Here is a 14795-nt window from a genome sequence, read left to right as displayed (position 1 = left end):
AGCATTTTCATTGCATTTTCATGCCGTTTATGGTAATCTATAGTATATTAAAAACGTATAATTTTTTACATAACTGCTATATAAGCAGCATGTTTATTTTTGAAGGAGAGTGAAGGATTGATGCAAAATAATGCACAAGAAATGGTGCTCGTAATTGACTTCGGCGGGCAGTATAACCAGTTAATCGCAAGACGCGTACGTGAAAGCGGTGTGTACTGCGAAATCGTATCCTATAAGCATAGCCTGGAAGCAATTAAGGCTAAAAATCCGAAGGGTATTATTTTTACCGGTGGTCCTAACAGCGCTTATCTGGAGGATTCTCCTACTATTGATCCGGAAATCTATACCTGGGGCGTGCCTGTTCTGGGCATTTGCTACGGCAGCCAGCTGATGATGCATATGCTCGGCGGTCATGTATGCGTAGCTCCCGAGCGCGAATACGGCAAAACTGTTGTTGATCTTGACACCACCAGCCCGATGTTTGCTGGCCTGTCTGAGAAAAACGTATGCTGGATGAGCCATAACGATTATATCGAAACTGCAGCTCCTGGCTTCAAGATTGTTGCAAGCACTCCGAACTGCCCGGTTGCTGCTGCTGAGGATGAAGCACGTAAATTGTATTGTGTACAATTCCATCCCGAGGTTCTGCATACCGAAAACGGCACCAAGATGCTGAGCAACTTTGTTTACAATGTTTGCGGCTGTGCAGGAACCTGGAAAATGGATTCCTTCGTAGAGCAGACTGTTGCTGAGCTGAAAGAAAGAATTGGTGACGGCAAGGTTCTGTGCGCTCTGTCCGGCGGTGTTGATTCCAGCGTTTGTGCTGCTATGCTGGCTAAGGCTATCGGCAAGCAGCTTACCTGCGTATTTGTAGATCACGGTCTGCTGCGCAAAAACGAGCGTGAAGAGGTTTGCGCTGTTTTCGGTGAAGGCGGTCAGTTCGATATCAACTTCATCTGCGTTGACGCACGCGAACGCTTCTACAGCAAGCTGGCTGGCGTAACTGCTCCTGAAGGCAAACGTAAAATTATCGGCGAAGAGTTTATTCGCGTATTCGAAGAAGAAGCTAAGAAAATCGGCGCTGTTGACTATCTGGCACAGGGCACCATTTATCCTGACGTTGTAGAAAGCGGCCTCGGCGGTGAATCTGCAACCATCAAGAGTCATCACAATGTTGGCGGCCTGCCTGACTTTGTTGATTTCAAGGAAATTGTTGAGCCTCTGCGCGACCTGTTCAAGGATGAGGTTCGTCAATCTGGCCGTGAGCTTGGCCTGCCGGAAAATCTGGTAGCACGTCAGCCGTTCCCGGGACCCGGTCTGGCAATCCGCATTATCGGCGATGTAACTCCGGAAAAGGTTGCTATCGTACAGGATGCAGATGCAATTTATCGCGAAGAGGTAGACAAGCTGCCGATGAGCGAGCGTCCGAGTCAGTATTTTGCAGCTCTGACCAATATGCGCAGCGTCGGCGTTATGGGTGACGAGCGTACCTATGATTATGCTATCGCTCTGCGTGCGGTAACTACTACCGACTTCATGACTGCAGAAGTAACCATGCTGCCGCCGGCAACTATTACTACTGCGGCTAATCGTATCGTTAATGAGGTTAAGCACATCAACCGCGTACTCTTTGACTATACCACCAAACCGCCTGCGACTATTGAGTTCGAATAATATTAATAAAGCCCAGAAGCCTTATAAATCGAAGGTTTCTGGGCTTTGTGCTTGCAAAATGCTTGCAGTTTGAGGAAAATGCAACGAATAAACAAGCAAGGAGCCGATAAGGCTCCTTATTTTTTGCACTTTGTATGAGCATTTGAAAATCAACCATTCGGAGTTCCAATTCTTGCTCAATTTCATCAGCACGGTTAAGTAAAAATGCTTTTGTCGTTTCATCTGGAGAAAATTGAGCTTCATCTCTTAAATGGTCGATGATTACTTTACTATCTGCCAATTCCTTTAGAAAATGCTTAAATACAGGAGAATCAAAGGATATGCTCAGAGTATTTATGTCAAATTTTCCATCAGCATCTTTGTTACCATGAAACTGAACTTTGCCAACTTTGGAGATAGCAAATAGATAATGTGCAACTTCTCCAATGGTTTCTAAATGAATGTTTTGAAAAGAGGTGATACTAATATTTGGCTTTTTCTTTTTGTCAAGAGTTTTGAAAAGCTCCTTTTTTTCAGTGTCAAGACTTTGGAAAATCTCTCTTTTTGACTGTCAAGTACTATGGGTACAGTATAAGAGTACATCAATGATTTACAAAAGAACTATTATTGGAATAAATTTTTGGAACGAAAACGCCAAAAAGAATCCTATGTTTTGGAAAAAGGAATTGAAAATATTATGGCGTGGAAATCGCAGCTTCATACATTACTTGACACCGAAAATCTGTAGGTCAACATTATTAGCAAGCATGGGGAAATTATATACACTCGTGCCATTTTCCCACTTGTTAGCCGCTACAATGGGGAACTGCCCCTGATACCACCAGCCATAACATTTTGCAAAACGGCAAAACGATTATCTCACAAACAGTGCAACAAAAAATAAATCGCTGACAAGCAATTTTGTAATGTCCTCACGGTGAGGAAGTTTTGAAAGGAGAGTTCACTATACTGATAGAACGTGCAGTTGAAATACGATGATGAAATATGATAAAATAAAATTGACAAATCGGAATTTATTAAGGAGGATATGGATGAAACTGTTTTTATGTTCGCACTTTTCAAGTGTAGGAAGTTTGATAAAAGAAGAAATTGATAACAAGAAAGTCGCATTTATTCCCACAGCTTCGCTGCGTGAAGGCTATACCGGTTATGTCGGCTCGGCTCGAAAGCTATTCAATAAACTGGGAGCAGCCGTAACGGAAATTGATATTTCAACGGAGGCTTATTCAACGATACAGTCTGTTTTTGAAGATGCGGATGTGATATATTTTACCGGCGGAAATTCTTTCTTCCTTATGGACCAGCTCCGTAAAACGGGAACGGATGAGCTGTTGAAGAAAGAATTGGCAAAGGGAAAACTGATGATCGGTGAATCGGCAGGTGCGATTATATGCGCTCCAACTATCCAATATATTGAACAAATGGATGAAAAGCCGGAGGACTACTCACAAGAAGATGATGCAGGGCTTGATTTGATTGATTTCTATGTTCTTCCGCATTATCTTACAGCACCATTTAAGAAAGTTACCGAGAAAATAATGACTGAATTTTCGGATTTGAATCTATGCCCAATTAACAACCGTCAGGGAATTGTAATTGATGGTGAAGGTTCAAAGGTTATTTGCAAAGACTAATTTGAAAATTCCAGTTTGTTGAACCAAATAAAAGTGGACTTGACTTATTCAAATCCCAAAAGCGATGTGTTTAAATTTTACATGCATTGCTTTTGGGATATTCTCTTTAATGCTTTCATCGGCTTGTTCAAGCCATAGTTCTTCGGTTTCTTTGTCAAATGCTTTCAGTTTGGCATGCTGTTCCGGCGATAAGCCCTTATATCGTTTCTCAAAATATTCTGCTCGTTCTTCCGGTGTTTCTTCTAGGTCTGTGAAGCCTGCAACATCTGTTGGGAAATAGTAAAAACTAATCCCTTAGCTGTGGGTAGAAAACTCATAGCTAAGGGATTTTTGCGTTTGTACATATTTATACGCTGGTCATATCCTGCTTTTTGCTTTACAATAATATTAAGATTGCCCAAGAGGAAAAGTGTTTGATAAAGCAGCTGCAGATAAATTATTATATGTATGCACAAAGCAAAGGAGGACGAAAAATGTCAGATAAAATGGAGGTTTATTATTTCAGTCCCACGGGAGGAACGAAGAAGGTAAGCGATATTTTTGCCGCTGCCGTAGGCAAAGAGGCAGTATGGCATGATTTGGGAGATAAGCAAACGCCGACGGAGCAACCGCAGGGTGAGCTGATTATTGTTGCAGCACCTGTATTTGCCGGACGAATTCCTTCTGTCGTGCGCGAAAAAATAAAAACGCTTGCCGGTGAGGGAAAGCAGGCAGTAACCATCGCTGTTTATGGTAACAGGGCCTATGAAGATGCTTTGCTGGAGATGAATGACATTCTGATTCAAGGCGGCTTTACGGTAATAGCGTCTGCAGCATTTGTGGCGCAGCATTCTATTGTGCCGGAGGTTGGCGCAGGCAGACCGGATGCGGAGGATATAAAAGAAATCCGTACATTTGCCGAAGCTGTGAAACGCAGTACTTCCGCAGAAAATGTTCATGTTCCGGGCAATCGCCCCTATAAACCGGGGATGAATGTGGCGGCAGCGCCGCTTTCGCTGCCATTCTGCACAGCGTGCGGTGCATGCGCAAAAATCTGCCCGACGGATGCTATAGCAAATGAGGACGGAAAGATGGCTACGGATACAGCAAAATGTATTCTTTGCATGGCCTGTGTTCATGCATGTCCGAAGCAGGCAAGAATTCTTCCGCTACCATTGCAGCAAAAAACCGATAACATGCTTGCTGCATTCAAGGATGTCAGAAACAAGAATGAGGTGTTTTTCTAAGAGCTTTTGCTTATATGCGCTTTAACGGCTTTTTAACATACAGAAATGCCGTTGCTTTTGCCAGCAGGCGCAATTTATGCTACAATATAATATCATGATTATTTAAGAGCGGAGAGTAGCGATGATAGCTAAAATAATTATAAGCGCCAACGAAGACGAAACCCGTATGGGGTTGCTGGAAAACGGAATATTGATGGAATATCTGGTAGAGCGCAAGGAAGAGCAGCATCTTGTAGGCAGTATATTTAAAGGCAAGGTCTGCAATGTAGTCCGTGGCATTCAGGCTGCCTTTGTTGATATCGGCCTGGAGCAAAATGCATTTCTGTATCTGGGCAATAAAAAGAATGTTACAGAAGGACAAAGCCTGATAGTGCAGATATCTAAGGATGCACGCGGTACTAAGGGACCTACTGCTACCCGCGAAATTACCTTGCCAGGACGCTATGTGGTGTTGCTGCCGCAGGCGGATTATGTGGGCATTTCGCGTAAGATTACCGATAAGGAGGAGCGCGAGCGTCTGAATACGATTTGCGAGGGCGTGCGTCCTGCAGGTATGGGAATTGTGGTGCGCACGGCGGCAACCGGTGTTGCGCGTGAGCTTTTGGAGCGCGATGTGCAGGAGCTGGCGGCTGACTGGAAGGTGTTGGCGGCACGTGAGCGTGTAGCGAAGGCTCCTTGTCTGCTGAGGCGTGAGCTTGATCTGCCTATCCGTATTGTGCGCGACTATCTGCGTCCGGAGCTGACGGAGATTGTGATTGATAATCTGCCGATTTATAAGCGTGTAGAAGAGCTGCTGACCGAGATGCCGCAGGCACAAGATATCAGGGTGACATTGTATCAGGGACTGGAGGATATCTTTGAATATCACAAGCAGGGAGAAGCAGTTGCCGGCATAAGCGACAGACAGGTGACGTTGCCGAGCGGCGGTTACCTTGTTATCGACCACACTGAGGCGATGACGGTTATTGACGTTAACAGCGGTAAGTTCAGCGGTCGTGAAAATCTGGAAGAAACGATTATGCAGATTAACCGTGAGGCGGCGTTGGAGATTGCGCGTCAGCTGCGTTTACGTGATATAGGCGGCATTATCGTAGTAGATTTTATTGATATGCATACCGATAATCACAAAAGAGAGATTATGAACTCTCTGCAGCAGGCGCTGAAGGGTGATAAAATGCATCCTAAGGTGCAGGATATCACGGTGCTGAATTTGGTGGAGATTACCCGCAAAAAATCGCGTCAGAATTTATCAAGTGTATTATATACTCCCTGCCCGGTATGCAACGGCAGCGGACGTGTGCAGAGCAGAGAAAATCTTTCTTTGGAAATTAAGCGTCGTCTGCGTACCTTACTTAAGCGCCGCAGCAGCTCAAAGAATCTTTTGATTACCGCTAATCCCTGGCTGGCAGAGTGGCTTGTAAGCAAGGATTTGCGTGCCTGGGAACGGGAATTGGCCTGCACCTTGAAGGTTGAGGCAGATGCTTCCCTGCATGTAGAAAGTTTTATGATTTTAGACAACAGTGGTGTTGACAAATAGCAGACATTAAGGTAAAATATTCCAGTATGGACTGATTTGGTCCGTCCCCAACCGCGCAGAGAGGTTCTGAAAATCCCTGGCGTCAGGGTACCGTATTTGGCGAGTCTATCATTAAGGGAGGTGCAATAGATGTACGCAATTATCAAAACCGGTGGCAAACAATACCGCGTAAGCGAAGGCGAAACTCTGCAAGTTGAAAAACTGAACGCAGAAGTTGGCGCTGAAGTAGTTTTTGAAGAAGTTCTGACCGTTGTAAATGATGCTGATGTTAAGATTGGCAAGCCCGTAGTTGAAGGTGCAAAAGTTGTTGCTAAAGTTGTTGAACACGGCAAAGCAGACAAAATTTTCGTTTTCAAATACAAAGCTAAATCCAACTACCGTAAACGTCAAGGTCATCGTCAACCGTTCACTACTGTTGAAATCACCGCTATTAACGCATAATTTTTATGGTAAGTGTTGATTTATTCAGGAACAAGCAGGGTATGATTACCGGCTATAAGGTCAGTGGTCATGCAGGTTACAGCGAAGAAGGCTCAGACATTGTCTGCAGCGCGGTTTCCGCTCTGACGCAGGCTCCCTTGCTTGGCTTGGAAAAACATTTGAAACTCAATCCGTCCTATGTCGTTAATCAGGAGGACGGAATCTTCGAGGTAGCATTGAACAGTGCTCCTACCGACCTGACAGAGGCTATATTGCAAACCATGATTTATGGAGTGGAATCAATAGCGCGTCAGTGTCCGCAATATGTTCGCATTCAAGAACATAGGAGGTGAAAGTAATGTTTGAAATTATTCTGCAATTACATGCACATAAAAAAGGTACTGGTAGCTCCCACAACGGTCGTGACTCTAACGCACAACGTCTGGGTACCAAAGCTCATGACACCCAGCTGGTAACCGCTGGCAGCATCATCGTTCGTCAACGTGGTACTAAATTCCATCCGGGCAACAATGTTGGCATGGGCAAGGACTACACTATTTATGCTAAGGTTGAAGGTCGCGTTAAATTTGAACGCAAAGGCCGCGACAAACGCCAAATCAGTGTATATCCTGTTGAAGAAGCAGCAATGTAATCTTCATAAAAATTACTCCGTAACCCTTGGGTTACGGAGTTTTTTGTATTTCCGGCACTAGATGAAAAAATGCTTCCCCGCAAAGGGAAGCATTTTGGTTTTAGTAACAGATTATTTTGCCGCGCGGTAGATATTTTCCATATCTTCAATAGTCAGCACCTTAAACTGGCCGATGGTGCGCGTATTCATGAAGCTGCATTTATATGCCAGCTCTTTGATTTCCTCTTCTGTAAGGTCCTTGCCTGTCAGTTCGTGAATGCTGGTAGGCATACCGATATGACGGAAGAAGCTTTCCATTGCAGCGATACCTTCCAAAGCTGTAGCTTCGGGATTGCGGAAGTTGTAGGGAATATGGAAAACGTTAGCTGCCAGCTGGGCAAAGCGGCCGATGTTTTCTTTATAAACATAGCGTGCCCAACTTCCCCATACTGCTGCAAGGCCTGCGCCGTGAGCAACGCCGAACATGCTGCTCAGCTCGTGCTCCAGCTGGTGGCAGGACCAGTCGCCGAAGGTGCGGTCACCGGTGGTTTCGTTGTGTGATAGGGTACCGCTCCACATGATTTCGGCGCGGGCGTCGTAATTATCCGGCTCCTTGAGTGCAATTTTAGCATAGCGCATAACATTGCGCAGCAATGTTTCGGCGATGCCGTCGATTAGTGCCAGCTGATGTGTGGCAGGAGCGGTAAAATAACGCTCCAGGGTGTGCACCATGATATCAGTGCAGCCGCTGGCTGTCTGGTAGGCAGGCAGCGTATAGGTAAGCTCAGGGTTCATAATAGCGAATTTACAGTAGCCGTAATCGGTAGAAAGGCCACGCTTGAGCATACCGTCTTCGTTGGTGATAACGCTGCAGTTGCTCATTTCGCTGCCTGCTGCCGCAATAGTCAGCACAGCGCCGAGCGGAGCGCAGGCGGTAATCTCTTTTTTCTTAGCATAATAATCCCAAACATCTCCAGGGTTAGCCAGGCCGTAGCCAATGCCCTTGGCACTGTCGATAACACTGCCGCCGCCGACTGCGAGAATAAAATCAACGTTCTCCTCACGGCAAAGCTCTACGCCCTTCTTAACCATGGAAAGCTGCGGATTAGGCACAACGCCTCCAAGCAGTACGTATTCCAGCCCTGCGTCCTGCAGGCTGGCGCAGACGCGGTCCAGCAGACCGCTTTTCCTGGCGCTGTGACCGCCGAAGTGTACGAGTACCTTGTGGGCACCGTAATATTTACACCATTTACCTGCTTCATTTTCGGTATTTTTACCGAAGATTATCTGTGTAGGTGCGTGAATCTGAAAATGATCCATAATATCAGCTCCTTGCGAGTAATAAATTAGCATTGACTAAATGCGATAGAATAATAACAAAAAAGACTGCCTAGTGTCGTAGGCAGTCTCTCTCAAAACAAATCTGGAGAGGACTGAAATACGGCTATCAGAAATCTCTCGTTCTTTGCTTATTATAGGAAATTATTTTTTCTTTGTCAATTTATTTTAAGTGTAAGGCTTAGCGCTTCTTTAATCCCAGTATTTCTTCCGGCAGTTGTGCCAGCGTAATGGCTGCAAAAACCAGAGCACAGCCAAAGATTTCACGGCTGCTCATAGCCTGTTCCAAAATAAGCCAGCCGCTTACCAGTGCGAAGGCTGATTCCAGACTCATCAGCATGCAGGCAACAAGGGAGCTGACATGTTTTTGACCGACAATCTGCAGCGTGTAGGCTACACCGCTGGACATGATACCGGCGTAGGCGATAGGTGCCCAGCCTGCAATAATATTGCTCATGGATGGTGTTTCGAAAATAAACATCAGCACACCGTTGACAACGGTGCAGGTCATAAATTGTATGAGTGACAGGCGCACGCCATCAAGATTTTTAATGATATTTTCTATGGCGATAATCTGTGCGGCAAAGCAGAAAGCGCAGATGAGGGTGTATAAATCACCTTTGTTGATAGAGAAGCCTTCGTTGATGCAGATGAAGTACATGCCTACGGCTGCTACAAAAACGCTGAGGCCCTGCAGCAGGGAAACGGAGCGACGGTAGAAGATATAGCTCAAAACAGGTACCAGAATGATATAGAGTGCTGTAATAAAGCCGCTTTTGCCTACGGTGGTGTACATTATGCCAAGCTGCTGGAAAAAGCAGGCGAGTGAGAGGAAAAGACCACAGGTGATGCCGCCCTTAAGCAGACGTTCTTTATAAATAGGGTCATCACTGCCTAAAACAGTAAAGCGCTTACCTGCCACTTTGTCGAACAATAGACAGCAGCCAAATAAAAAGACAGTAGCTAAAACACTGCGCGCGCAGTTGAAGGTTAACGGTTCGGCGTAATCGCCGCCGACGCTTTGCGCGATAAAGGCAGTACCCCAGATGAAGGCACACAAGGTGAGCATGAGAACGCCGCGTGTACTGTGATTATTTGCTGATGAATTATTCATAAACAACACCCCTATAACAAAACAATAAGATGAAGATAATTATACCATATTTTGCAATGCGTGTACAAAGGTAACAGCTTGAAAAATCGCTGCTGAAGGGATAATTTTTAGCTGTTTTTCTGCGGAACATTTCCTCTCGCAGGACTTTTTTGTAAAGCGATTAGCTGAAAATAGGAAAAATAAGGCGAAATGCTAAATTGGCGAAAAAATCGTCTACAAAGAATTTTATCAACATATTGATGAATTTATCTTTGACACCTACGACATATTGTGGTAGAATAAAGCTACAGAAAATGCTACGCTGAACCGTAGCTGTTTTTTATGATTAAGACAAGGCTTTGACCGTTACGGTCAGAGCCTTGAATAACGTATAGGTGTATTTTAAGAATAACTTATGGATTTTTGCTCTTAGTTATTATACGAAGATATTGATTTATAACTTTGATTTTTACAAGAAAGGATGCTGAAAGGTTATGAAAGTAATTAAGCGCGATGGCACAACAGTAGATTTTGATGCCGCAAAGATTGTCGTTGCTATTCAAAAAGCCAATGCTGCCGTAGAACCGGAATTTCGTATTGAGGAGGATAAAATCCAGGAAATTGCGGATAGCGTACAATCTCGTAACCGTATGCGCCTGCTTGTAGAAGACATTCAGGATATGGTAGAGCATAGCCTGATGGATGCCGGTAAGTTTGAATTGGCCAAGCAGTATATTATTTACCGTTATAAACGTGCTTTGGTGCGTAAGGCTAACACTACCGACGATTCTATTCTGTCCTTAATCCGCAACAGCAATAAGGACGTAATGGAAGAGAACAGTAATAAAAATGCAACGATGGCTGCTACTCAGCGCGACCTGATTGCCGGTGAAGTTTCCAAGGATTTGACAAAGCGTATCATGCTGCCGGCAAAGATTTCCAAGGCGCATGAAGAAGGCGTGCTGCATTTTCATGATGCTGACTATTTTATTCAGCCTATTTTCAACTGCTGCCTGATTAATATCGGCGATATGCTGGATAACGGCACGGTTATGAACGGCAAAATGATTGAAAGCCCTAAAAGCTTCCAGGTTGCCTGCACCGTTATGACACAGATTATTGCATCCGTTGCTTCCAGCCAGTACGGCGGTCAGTCTGTTGATATCCGTCATCTGGGCAAATATCTGCGTAAGAGCTACGAAAAGTTTAAAAAGAGCATCAAGGAAACCTCCGGAGGCAACATTGATGACGAAACTCTGGAGCGTCTGACAAATGAGCGCCTGCGCTACGAGCTGAAGGGCGGCGTACAGACCATTCAGTATCAGATCAATACCTTGATGACCACTAATGGTCAATCTCCGTTTGTTACCCTGTTTTTGAATCTGCAGAAGGATGATCCGTATCTGAAGGAAAACGCTATGATTGTGGAAGAAATTCTGCGTCAGCGTCTGCAGGGCATTAAAAATGACAAGGGCGTTTATGTAACCCCGGCCTTCCCGAAGCTGGTTTATGTTCTGGATGAGCATAACTGCCTGAAGGGCGGCAAGTACGATTACATTACACGTCTGGCAGTAAAATGCAGCGCTAAGCGTATGTATCCCGATTACATCAGCGCCAAGAAGATGCGTGAAAACTACGAAGGCAATGTATTCTCCCCGATGGGCTGCCGCAGCTTCCTGTCTCCGTGGAAGGATGAAAACGGTAACTATAAATTCGAAGGTCGCTTCAATCAGGGCGTAGTTTCTCTGAACCTGCCGCAGATTGGCATTGTTGCCAAAGGCGATGAGCAGAAGTTCTGGAAACTGCTGGATGAGCGTCTGGAGCTGTGCTTTGAAGCTCTCATGTGCCGCCACAATGCACTGAAGGGCATCAAGAGCGATGTCAGCCCTGTACATTGGCAGTACGGTGCTATTGCCCGTCTTGGTAAGGGCGAAACAATAGACAAGTATCTGGAAAACGGTTACTCTACTATCTCTCTTGGTTATATCGGTCTTTATGAGCTGACCAAGCTGATGAAGGGCGTAAGCCATACCGATCCTGCAGGCGAGGATTTTGCCCTGCGCGTTATGAACCGTCTGCGCGGTGCCTGCGATAAATGGAAGGCACAGACTGGCCTTGGCTTCGGTCTGTACGGTACACCGGCAGAAAGTCTTTGCTACCGCTTCGCACGTATCGACAAGGAACGTTTCGGCACGATTGAGGATGTTACCGATAAGGGCTACTATACTAACTCCTATCATGTTGATGTACGCGAGAAGATTGATGCTTTCAGCAAATTTAAATTTGAAAGCCAGTTCCAGAATATTTCCTCCGGCGGTGCGATTTCTTATGTAGAAATTCCTAATATGCGTCACAACACCGAAGCATTGGAAGAGGTTGTCAAATTCATTTATGATAACATCCAGTATGCAGAGTTTAATACCAAATCCGATTACTGCCATGTTTGCGGCTTTGACGGTGAAATTACCATTAATGATGACAATGAGTGGGAATGCCCCGCATGCCACAACAAGGATCACTCCAAGATGACGGTTATCCGCCGTACCTGCGGTTATCTGGGAGAGAACTTCTGGAATGTAGGCAAGACCAAGGAAATCAAAGCCAGAGTAATGCATCTGTAATTTGCGAGGTGAGGGCGTATGAATTACGCAGAAATAAAAAATCTGGATATTGCTAACGGACCGGGTTTGCGTGTATCGTTGTTTGTCAGCGGTTGTACGCATCATTGCAAGGGCTGCTTTAACCCGGAATCCTGGAATTTTAATTACGGCCAGCCTTTTACGGAAGCAACGCAAGAGCATTTGTTGGAGCTGTTGGATAACGAGCATATCCGCGGTCTGTCGCTTTTGGGCGGCGAACCCTTTGAGCCTGCTAATCAGGCAGCACTTTTGCCGTTCTTGCGTAAGGTAAGGGAACGCTTCCCCAAGAAGGATATCTGGTGCTACAGCGGTTATAATTTCGAAAAGGATATGCTGACCGGTAATCTCGGTCCTTGGGAAATCACTGAGGAAATGTTGTCCTACATTGACGTACTGGTAGACGGAGAATTTAAGCTGGAGCTGAAAAATCCTAATCTGCGCTTTCGCGGCAGCGAAAACCAGCGTGTAATCCTGGTGCAGGAATCGCTGAAGGCAGATGGCATTGTACAATGGGATGATGGCGAAGGCTTAAGCATCTAGCAATATACAAAACAATAAACAGCAAAGCTTCCCGGCATAAAGATGCAGGGAAGCTTTGTGAAAGAAAATAGCATTGTCGGTCTTAGCAGGACTGACAATGCTATTTTAGTTGTGTGCGTAATGATTGTGGGATAACTGATTCAATAAAGGCTTTAACTATTGCCGGATCAAAATCAAGGCCTGCCTTGTTCTGCAGCTCGATGATAGCGTCGGCGTGAGTTTTTTGCCAATGCTGGGTGCAGGGGTTAAGGTTGCGGTCATAATAGTTGGCAACAGCAACTATGCGTGCACCGATAGGAATATTTTGTCCCTTAAGGCGTTTGGGATAACCTGTACCATCCCATTTTTCGTGGTGGGCGCGGATGATATCGCTGATGGTATCAAAGCCGGGAATGTTCTCCAGCATGCTGGAGCCTGCAATGCAGTGACGTTTATAAATAGACTGCTCGCGCGTAGAAAGAAACGGCAGCTTAGCCAAAATAATATTGGGTACGGAAAGCTGACCGATATCGTGCAGCAGTGCTGCTGTTTTTATCTGCGAAACCTCGCTGGCAGGCAGACCTAGCTTAGCTGCCGTGCTGGCAGAATAATTGGCAACCTGCTGGCTATGCAGATAAATTTCCCTATTTTTAATTTCCAGCATTCTTAAATAGAACTCGCAGATATCCTTCGTCAGGCGAGCATCTGCAAAGTCCAGGCATTGTGGTATAGCAATCATAAAGCATATTTCCTTTTTATCCGTTCAATATCGAGTACAAATAGTATAGCACTTTTTGACAAAAGATAAAAGTATGCAGGCCGATTGACTTGCAAAAAAATTTTTTAGCCATTATAATAAATAGGACAACTCAGGTCTGTGGTTGCAAGTCGATGCCAGTTGCAGGCGAAACGATCCACGTAAGCAGCAGAATTTTGCTGTGAGCACGGTGCAGCTTAGAAGTAAGTCCTGCCGCAAAAAAATTATGGGCGAGAGAGGTAGTAGTGGGGAGCGCAATGCTTAGGAGCGAACCTTCCAGCAGGCGAGTGTGGGGGCGAAAACCAGGTCAGCTGAGTTGTTTTTTTGTTACCTAAATTACAGTTTGCTGCATTTTGAAAAAAAATGCAGCAAATTTTTATTTTTATACCGATTTTTTTCATAAAAATACTTTACCTTGCGGGAATTTAGGTATATAATGTACGTATCTCAAAATGGCTTACAATATCGAAAGGGGAAATTGATGATGAAGAAGATTTTATTTTTAGTTATGGCAGTTTTGGCTGCTGCGTCTATGATGATTGCCGGCTGTGGCGGTGGCGATAAAAAAGCCGCTGAACCGGAAAAGGTACTGCGTGTTGGTACAGAACCGACCTTTGCACCTTTTGAATTCCAAAAAGAGGGCAGCAAAAGCTATGATGGCTTTGACATGGATCTGGCACGTGCTATCGGCAAGCAAATGGGCTACAAGGTTGAAATTGTCAGCATGGGCTTTGATGCTTTGATTCCGGCACTGAACTCCGGTAACATTGATGTTGTTGCTGCAGGCATGAGCATTAACGAAGAGCGTCAAAAGGCTGTTACCTTCTCTGAGCCTTATTATACTTCTGGCCTGATCGTTATGGTAAATAAGGACAACAACGAAGTTAAGAGCGTTAAAGATCTGGAAGGCAAACGTATTGCCTGCCAAATCGGTACCACTGGTGAAAAGAATGCAAGAAAAGTTGCTAACGCTAAAGTAACTGCTTTCAACACTAATGATGAAGCTGTTATGGAACTGAAAAACAAAGGCGTTGATGCGATTATCAATGATAGTCCTGTTGTTGGTTATTACCTGGCACAGGGTGGCAACAACAGCATGAAGACTGTTGGTGATATCATGGAAGCAGAGCAATATGGTCTGGCTGTAAAAAAAGGTAATGATAAGCTTGCGGGCGAAATCAACAAGGCTTTGGCTGAGTTGAAGAAAAATGGTGAATATGACAAGATTTACAAAACCTGGTTTGGTGAAGTAAAGAAATAATATTTTGTTCACTACGGAGCACGACAGGGTTTAATTGCCGGACGTGCTCCGTTTGATATTAAAGAA

At 44.9% G+C, this 14795-nt stretch carries 14 protein-coding genes; 10 read left to right on the top strand and 4 right to left on the bottom strand.

Features of this window, described 5'->3' with window-relative positions; genetic code table 11:
• Nucleotides 1-120 precede the first annotated feature (120 nt).
• Nucleotides 121-1674 carry a glutamine-hydrolyzing GMP synthase gene (gene guaA / locus Q0612_RS00835; protein WP_293813509.1) on the top strand — a complete coding sequence of 518 codons (1554 nt, stop codon included), beginning with the start codon at nt 121-123 and terminating at the stop codon, nt 1672-1674.
• On the opposite strand, the gene Q0612_RS00830 is transcribed toward guaA, so the two are convergent.
• A complete protein-coding gene (locus Q0612_RS00830; protein WP_298879526.1) occupies nt 1658-1954 on the bottom strand; it encodes a hypothetical protein in 297 nt (98 codons plus the stop codon). The genes guaA and Q0612_RS00830 overlap by 17 nt on opposite strands.
• 751 nt (nt 1955-2705) lie before the next feature.
• Here Q0612_RS00830 and Q0612_RS00825 point away from each other — a divergent pair.
• The 6 genes from Q0612_RS00825 to rpmA all read left to right on the top strand — a co-directional run bounded on the left by Q0612_RS00825 (nt 2706) and on the right by rpmA (nt 7143).
• Nucleotides 2706-3308: a Type 1 glutamine amidotransferase-like domain-containing protein gene (locus Q0612_RS00825; protein ID WP_147563796.1), complete on the top strand. Its 603-nt coding sequence runs from the start codon at nt 2706-2708 to the stop codon at nt 3306-3308.
• A 473-nt stretch (nt 3309-3781) separates the two neighbouring features.
• Nucleotides 3782-4534 carry an EFR1 family ferrodoxin gene (locus tag Q0612_RS00820; RefSeq protein WP_298879514.1) on the top strand — a complete coding sequence of 251 codons (753 nt, stop codon included), beginning with the start codon at nt 3782-3784 and terminating at the stop codon, nt 4532-4534.
• 121 nt (nt 4535-4655) lie between these two features.
• Entirely contained in the window at nt 4656-6071 is a 1416-nt protein-coding gene (locus tag Q0612_RS00815; protein ID WP_298879513.1) for an Rne/Rng family ribonuclease, read from the top strand.
• A 129-nt stretch (nt 6072-6200) separates the two neighbouring features.
• Nucleotides 6201-6512 (top strand): 50S ribosomal protein L21, encoded by a 312-nt coding sequence (gene rplU / locus Q0612_RS00810; RefSeq protein ID WP_009145437.1) that lies wholly within the window; start codon nt 6201-6203, stop codon nt 6510-6512.
• A 5-nt stretch (nt 6513-6517) separates the two neighbouring features.
• On the top strand, nt 6518-6844 hold the full coding sequence (locus Q0612_RS00805; RefSeq protein WP_293689802.1) for a ribosomal-processing cysteine protease Prp: 327 nt from the start codon (nt 6518-6520) through the stop codon (nt 6842-6844).
• Nucleotides 6845-6849: 5 nt separating this feature from the next.
• A complete protein-coding gene (gene rpmA, locus Q0612_RS00800) occupies nt 6850-7143 on the top strand; it encodes a 50S ribosomal protein L27 (RefSeq protein WP_021720615.1) in 294 nt (97 codons plus the stop codon).
• Between the two features lie 111 nt (nt 7144-7254).
• Here rpmA and Q0612_RS00795 read toward each other — a convergent pair whose 3' ends face one another.
• Both Q0612_RS00795 and Q0612_RS00790 read right to left on the bottom strand, forming a co-directional pair.
• A complete protein-coding gene (locus tag Q0612_RS00795; RefSeq protein ID WP_298879508.1) occupies nt 7255-8442 on the bottom strand; it encodes an iron-containing alcohol dehydrogenase in 1188 nt (395 codons plus the stop codon).
• A 199-nt stretch (nt 8443-8641) separates the two neighbouring features.
• Entirely contained in the window at nt 8642-9574 is a 933-nt protein-coding gene (locus Q0612_RS00790) for a DMT family transporter (protein WP_298879505.1), read from the bottom strand.
• Between the two features lie 473 nt (nt 9575-10047).
• On the opposite strand from Q0612_RS00790, the gene nrdD reads away from it, so the two are divergent.
• Together nrdD and nrdG are read left to right on the top strand one after the other, a co-directional pair.
• Nucleotides 10048-12174, top strand: coding sequence for an anaerobic ribonucleoside-triphosphate reductase (gene nrdD, locus Q0612_RS00785; RefSeq protein WP_021720612.1), 2127 nt, complete (start codon nt 10048-10050; stop codon nt 12172-12174).
• Between the two features lie 18 nt (nt 12175-12192).
• Nucleotides 12193-12732 carry an anaerobic ribonucleoside-triphosphate reductase activating protein gene (gene nrdG / locus Q0612_RS00780; protein WP_298879501.1) on the top strand — a complete coding sequence of 180 codons (540 nt, stop codon included), beginning with the start codon at nt 12193-12195 and terminating at the stop codon, nt 12730-12732.
• Between the two features lie 100 nt (nt 12733-12832).
• On the opposite strand, the gene Q0612_RS00775 is transcribed toward nrdG, so the two are convergent.
• Complete coding sequence (locus Q0612_RS00775; protein ID WP_293828020.1) at nt 12833-13450, bottom strand: HD-GYP domain-containing protein; 618 nt, start codon at nt 13448-13450, stop codon at nt 12833-12835.
• A gap of 499 nt (nt 13451-13949) precedes the next feature.
• Between Q0612_RS00775 and Q0612_RS00770 the strand changes: the two genes are divergently transcribed.
• Nucleotides 13950-14729 (top strand): basic amino acid ABC transporter substrate-binding protein, encoded by a 780-nt coding sequence (locus Q0612_RS00770; RefSeq protein WP_367181672.1) that lies wholly within the window; start codon nt 13950-13952, stop codon nt 14727-14729.
• Nucleotides 14730-14795: the final 66 nt, after the last annotated feature.

This window comes from uncultured Phascolarctobacterium sp., from assembly GCF_937920985.1.
Classification (GTDB): domain Bacteria; phylum Bacillota; class Negativicutes; order Acidaminococcales; family Acidaminococcaceae; genus Phascolarctobacterium_A.
This window is presented reverse-complemented; position numbering and strand designations above follow the sequence as displayed.

Bases quoted from the DNA above. Each gene is read 5' to 3' on its own strand.
- Q0612_RS00770 (WP_367181672.1), top strand. From the start codon at position 13,950: ATGATGAAGAAGATTTTATTTTTAGTTATGGCAGTTTTGGCTGCTGCG.
- nrdD (WP_021720612.1), top strand. From the start codon at position 10,048: ATGAAAGTAATTAAGCGCGATGGCACAACAGTAGATTTTGATGCCGCA.
- Q0612_RS00815 (WP_298879513.1), top strand. From the start codon at position 4,656: ATGATAGCTAAAATAATTATAAGCGCCAACGAAGACGAAACCCGTATG.
- nrdG (WP_298879501.1), top strand. From the start codon at position 12,193: ATGAATTACGCAGAAATAAAAAATCTGGATATTGCTAACGGACCGGGT.
- Q0612_RS00805 (WP_293689802.1), top strand. From the start codon at position 6,518: ATGGTAAGTGTTGATTTATTCAGGAACAAGCAGGGTATGATTACCGGC.
- Q0612_RS00825 (WP_147563796.1), top strand. From the start codon at position 2,706: ATGAAACTGTTTTTATGTTCGCACTTTTCAAGTGTAGGAAGTTTGATA.
- Q0612_RS00775 (WP_293828020.1), bottom strand. From the start codon at position 13,450: ATGATTGCTATACCACAATGCCTGGACTTTGCAGATGCTCGCCTGACG.
- Q0612_RS00820 (WP_298879514.1), top strand. From the start codon at position 3,782: ATGTCAGATAAAATGGAGGTTTATTATTTCAGTCCCACGGGAGGAACG.
- rpmA (WP_021720615.1), top strand. From the start codon at position 6,850: ATGTTTGAAATTATTCTGCAATTACATGCACATAAAAAAGGTACTGGT.
- rplU (WP_009145437.1), top strand. From the start codon at position 6,201: ATGTACGCAATTATCAAAACCGGTGGCAAACAATACCGCGTAAGCGAA.
- Q0612_RS00790 (WP_298879505.1), bottom strand. From the start codon at position 9,574: ATGAATAATTCATCAGCAAATAATCACAGTACACGCGGCGTTCTCATG.
- guaA (WP_293813509.1), top strand. From the start codon at position 121: ATGCAAAATAATGCACAAGAAATGGTGCTCGTAATTGACTTCGGCGGG.
- Q0612_RS00795 (WP_298879508.1), bottom strand. From the start codon at position 8,442: ATGGATCATTTTCAGATTCACGCACCTACACAGATAATCTTCGGTAAA.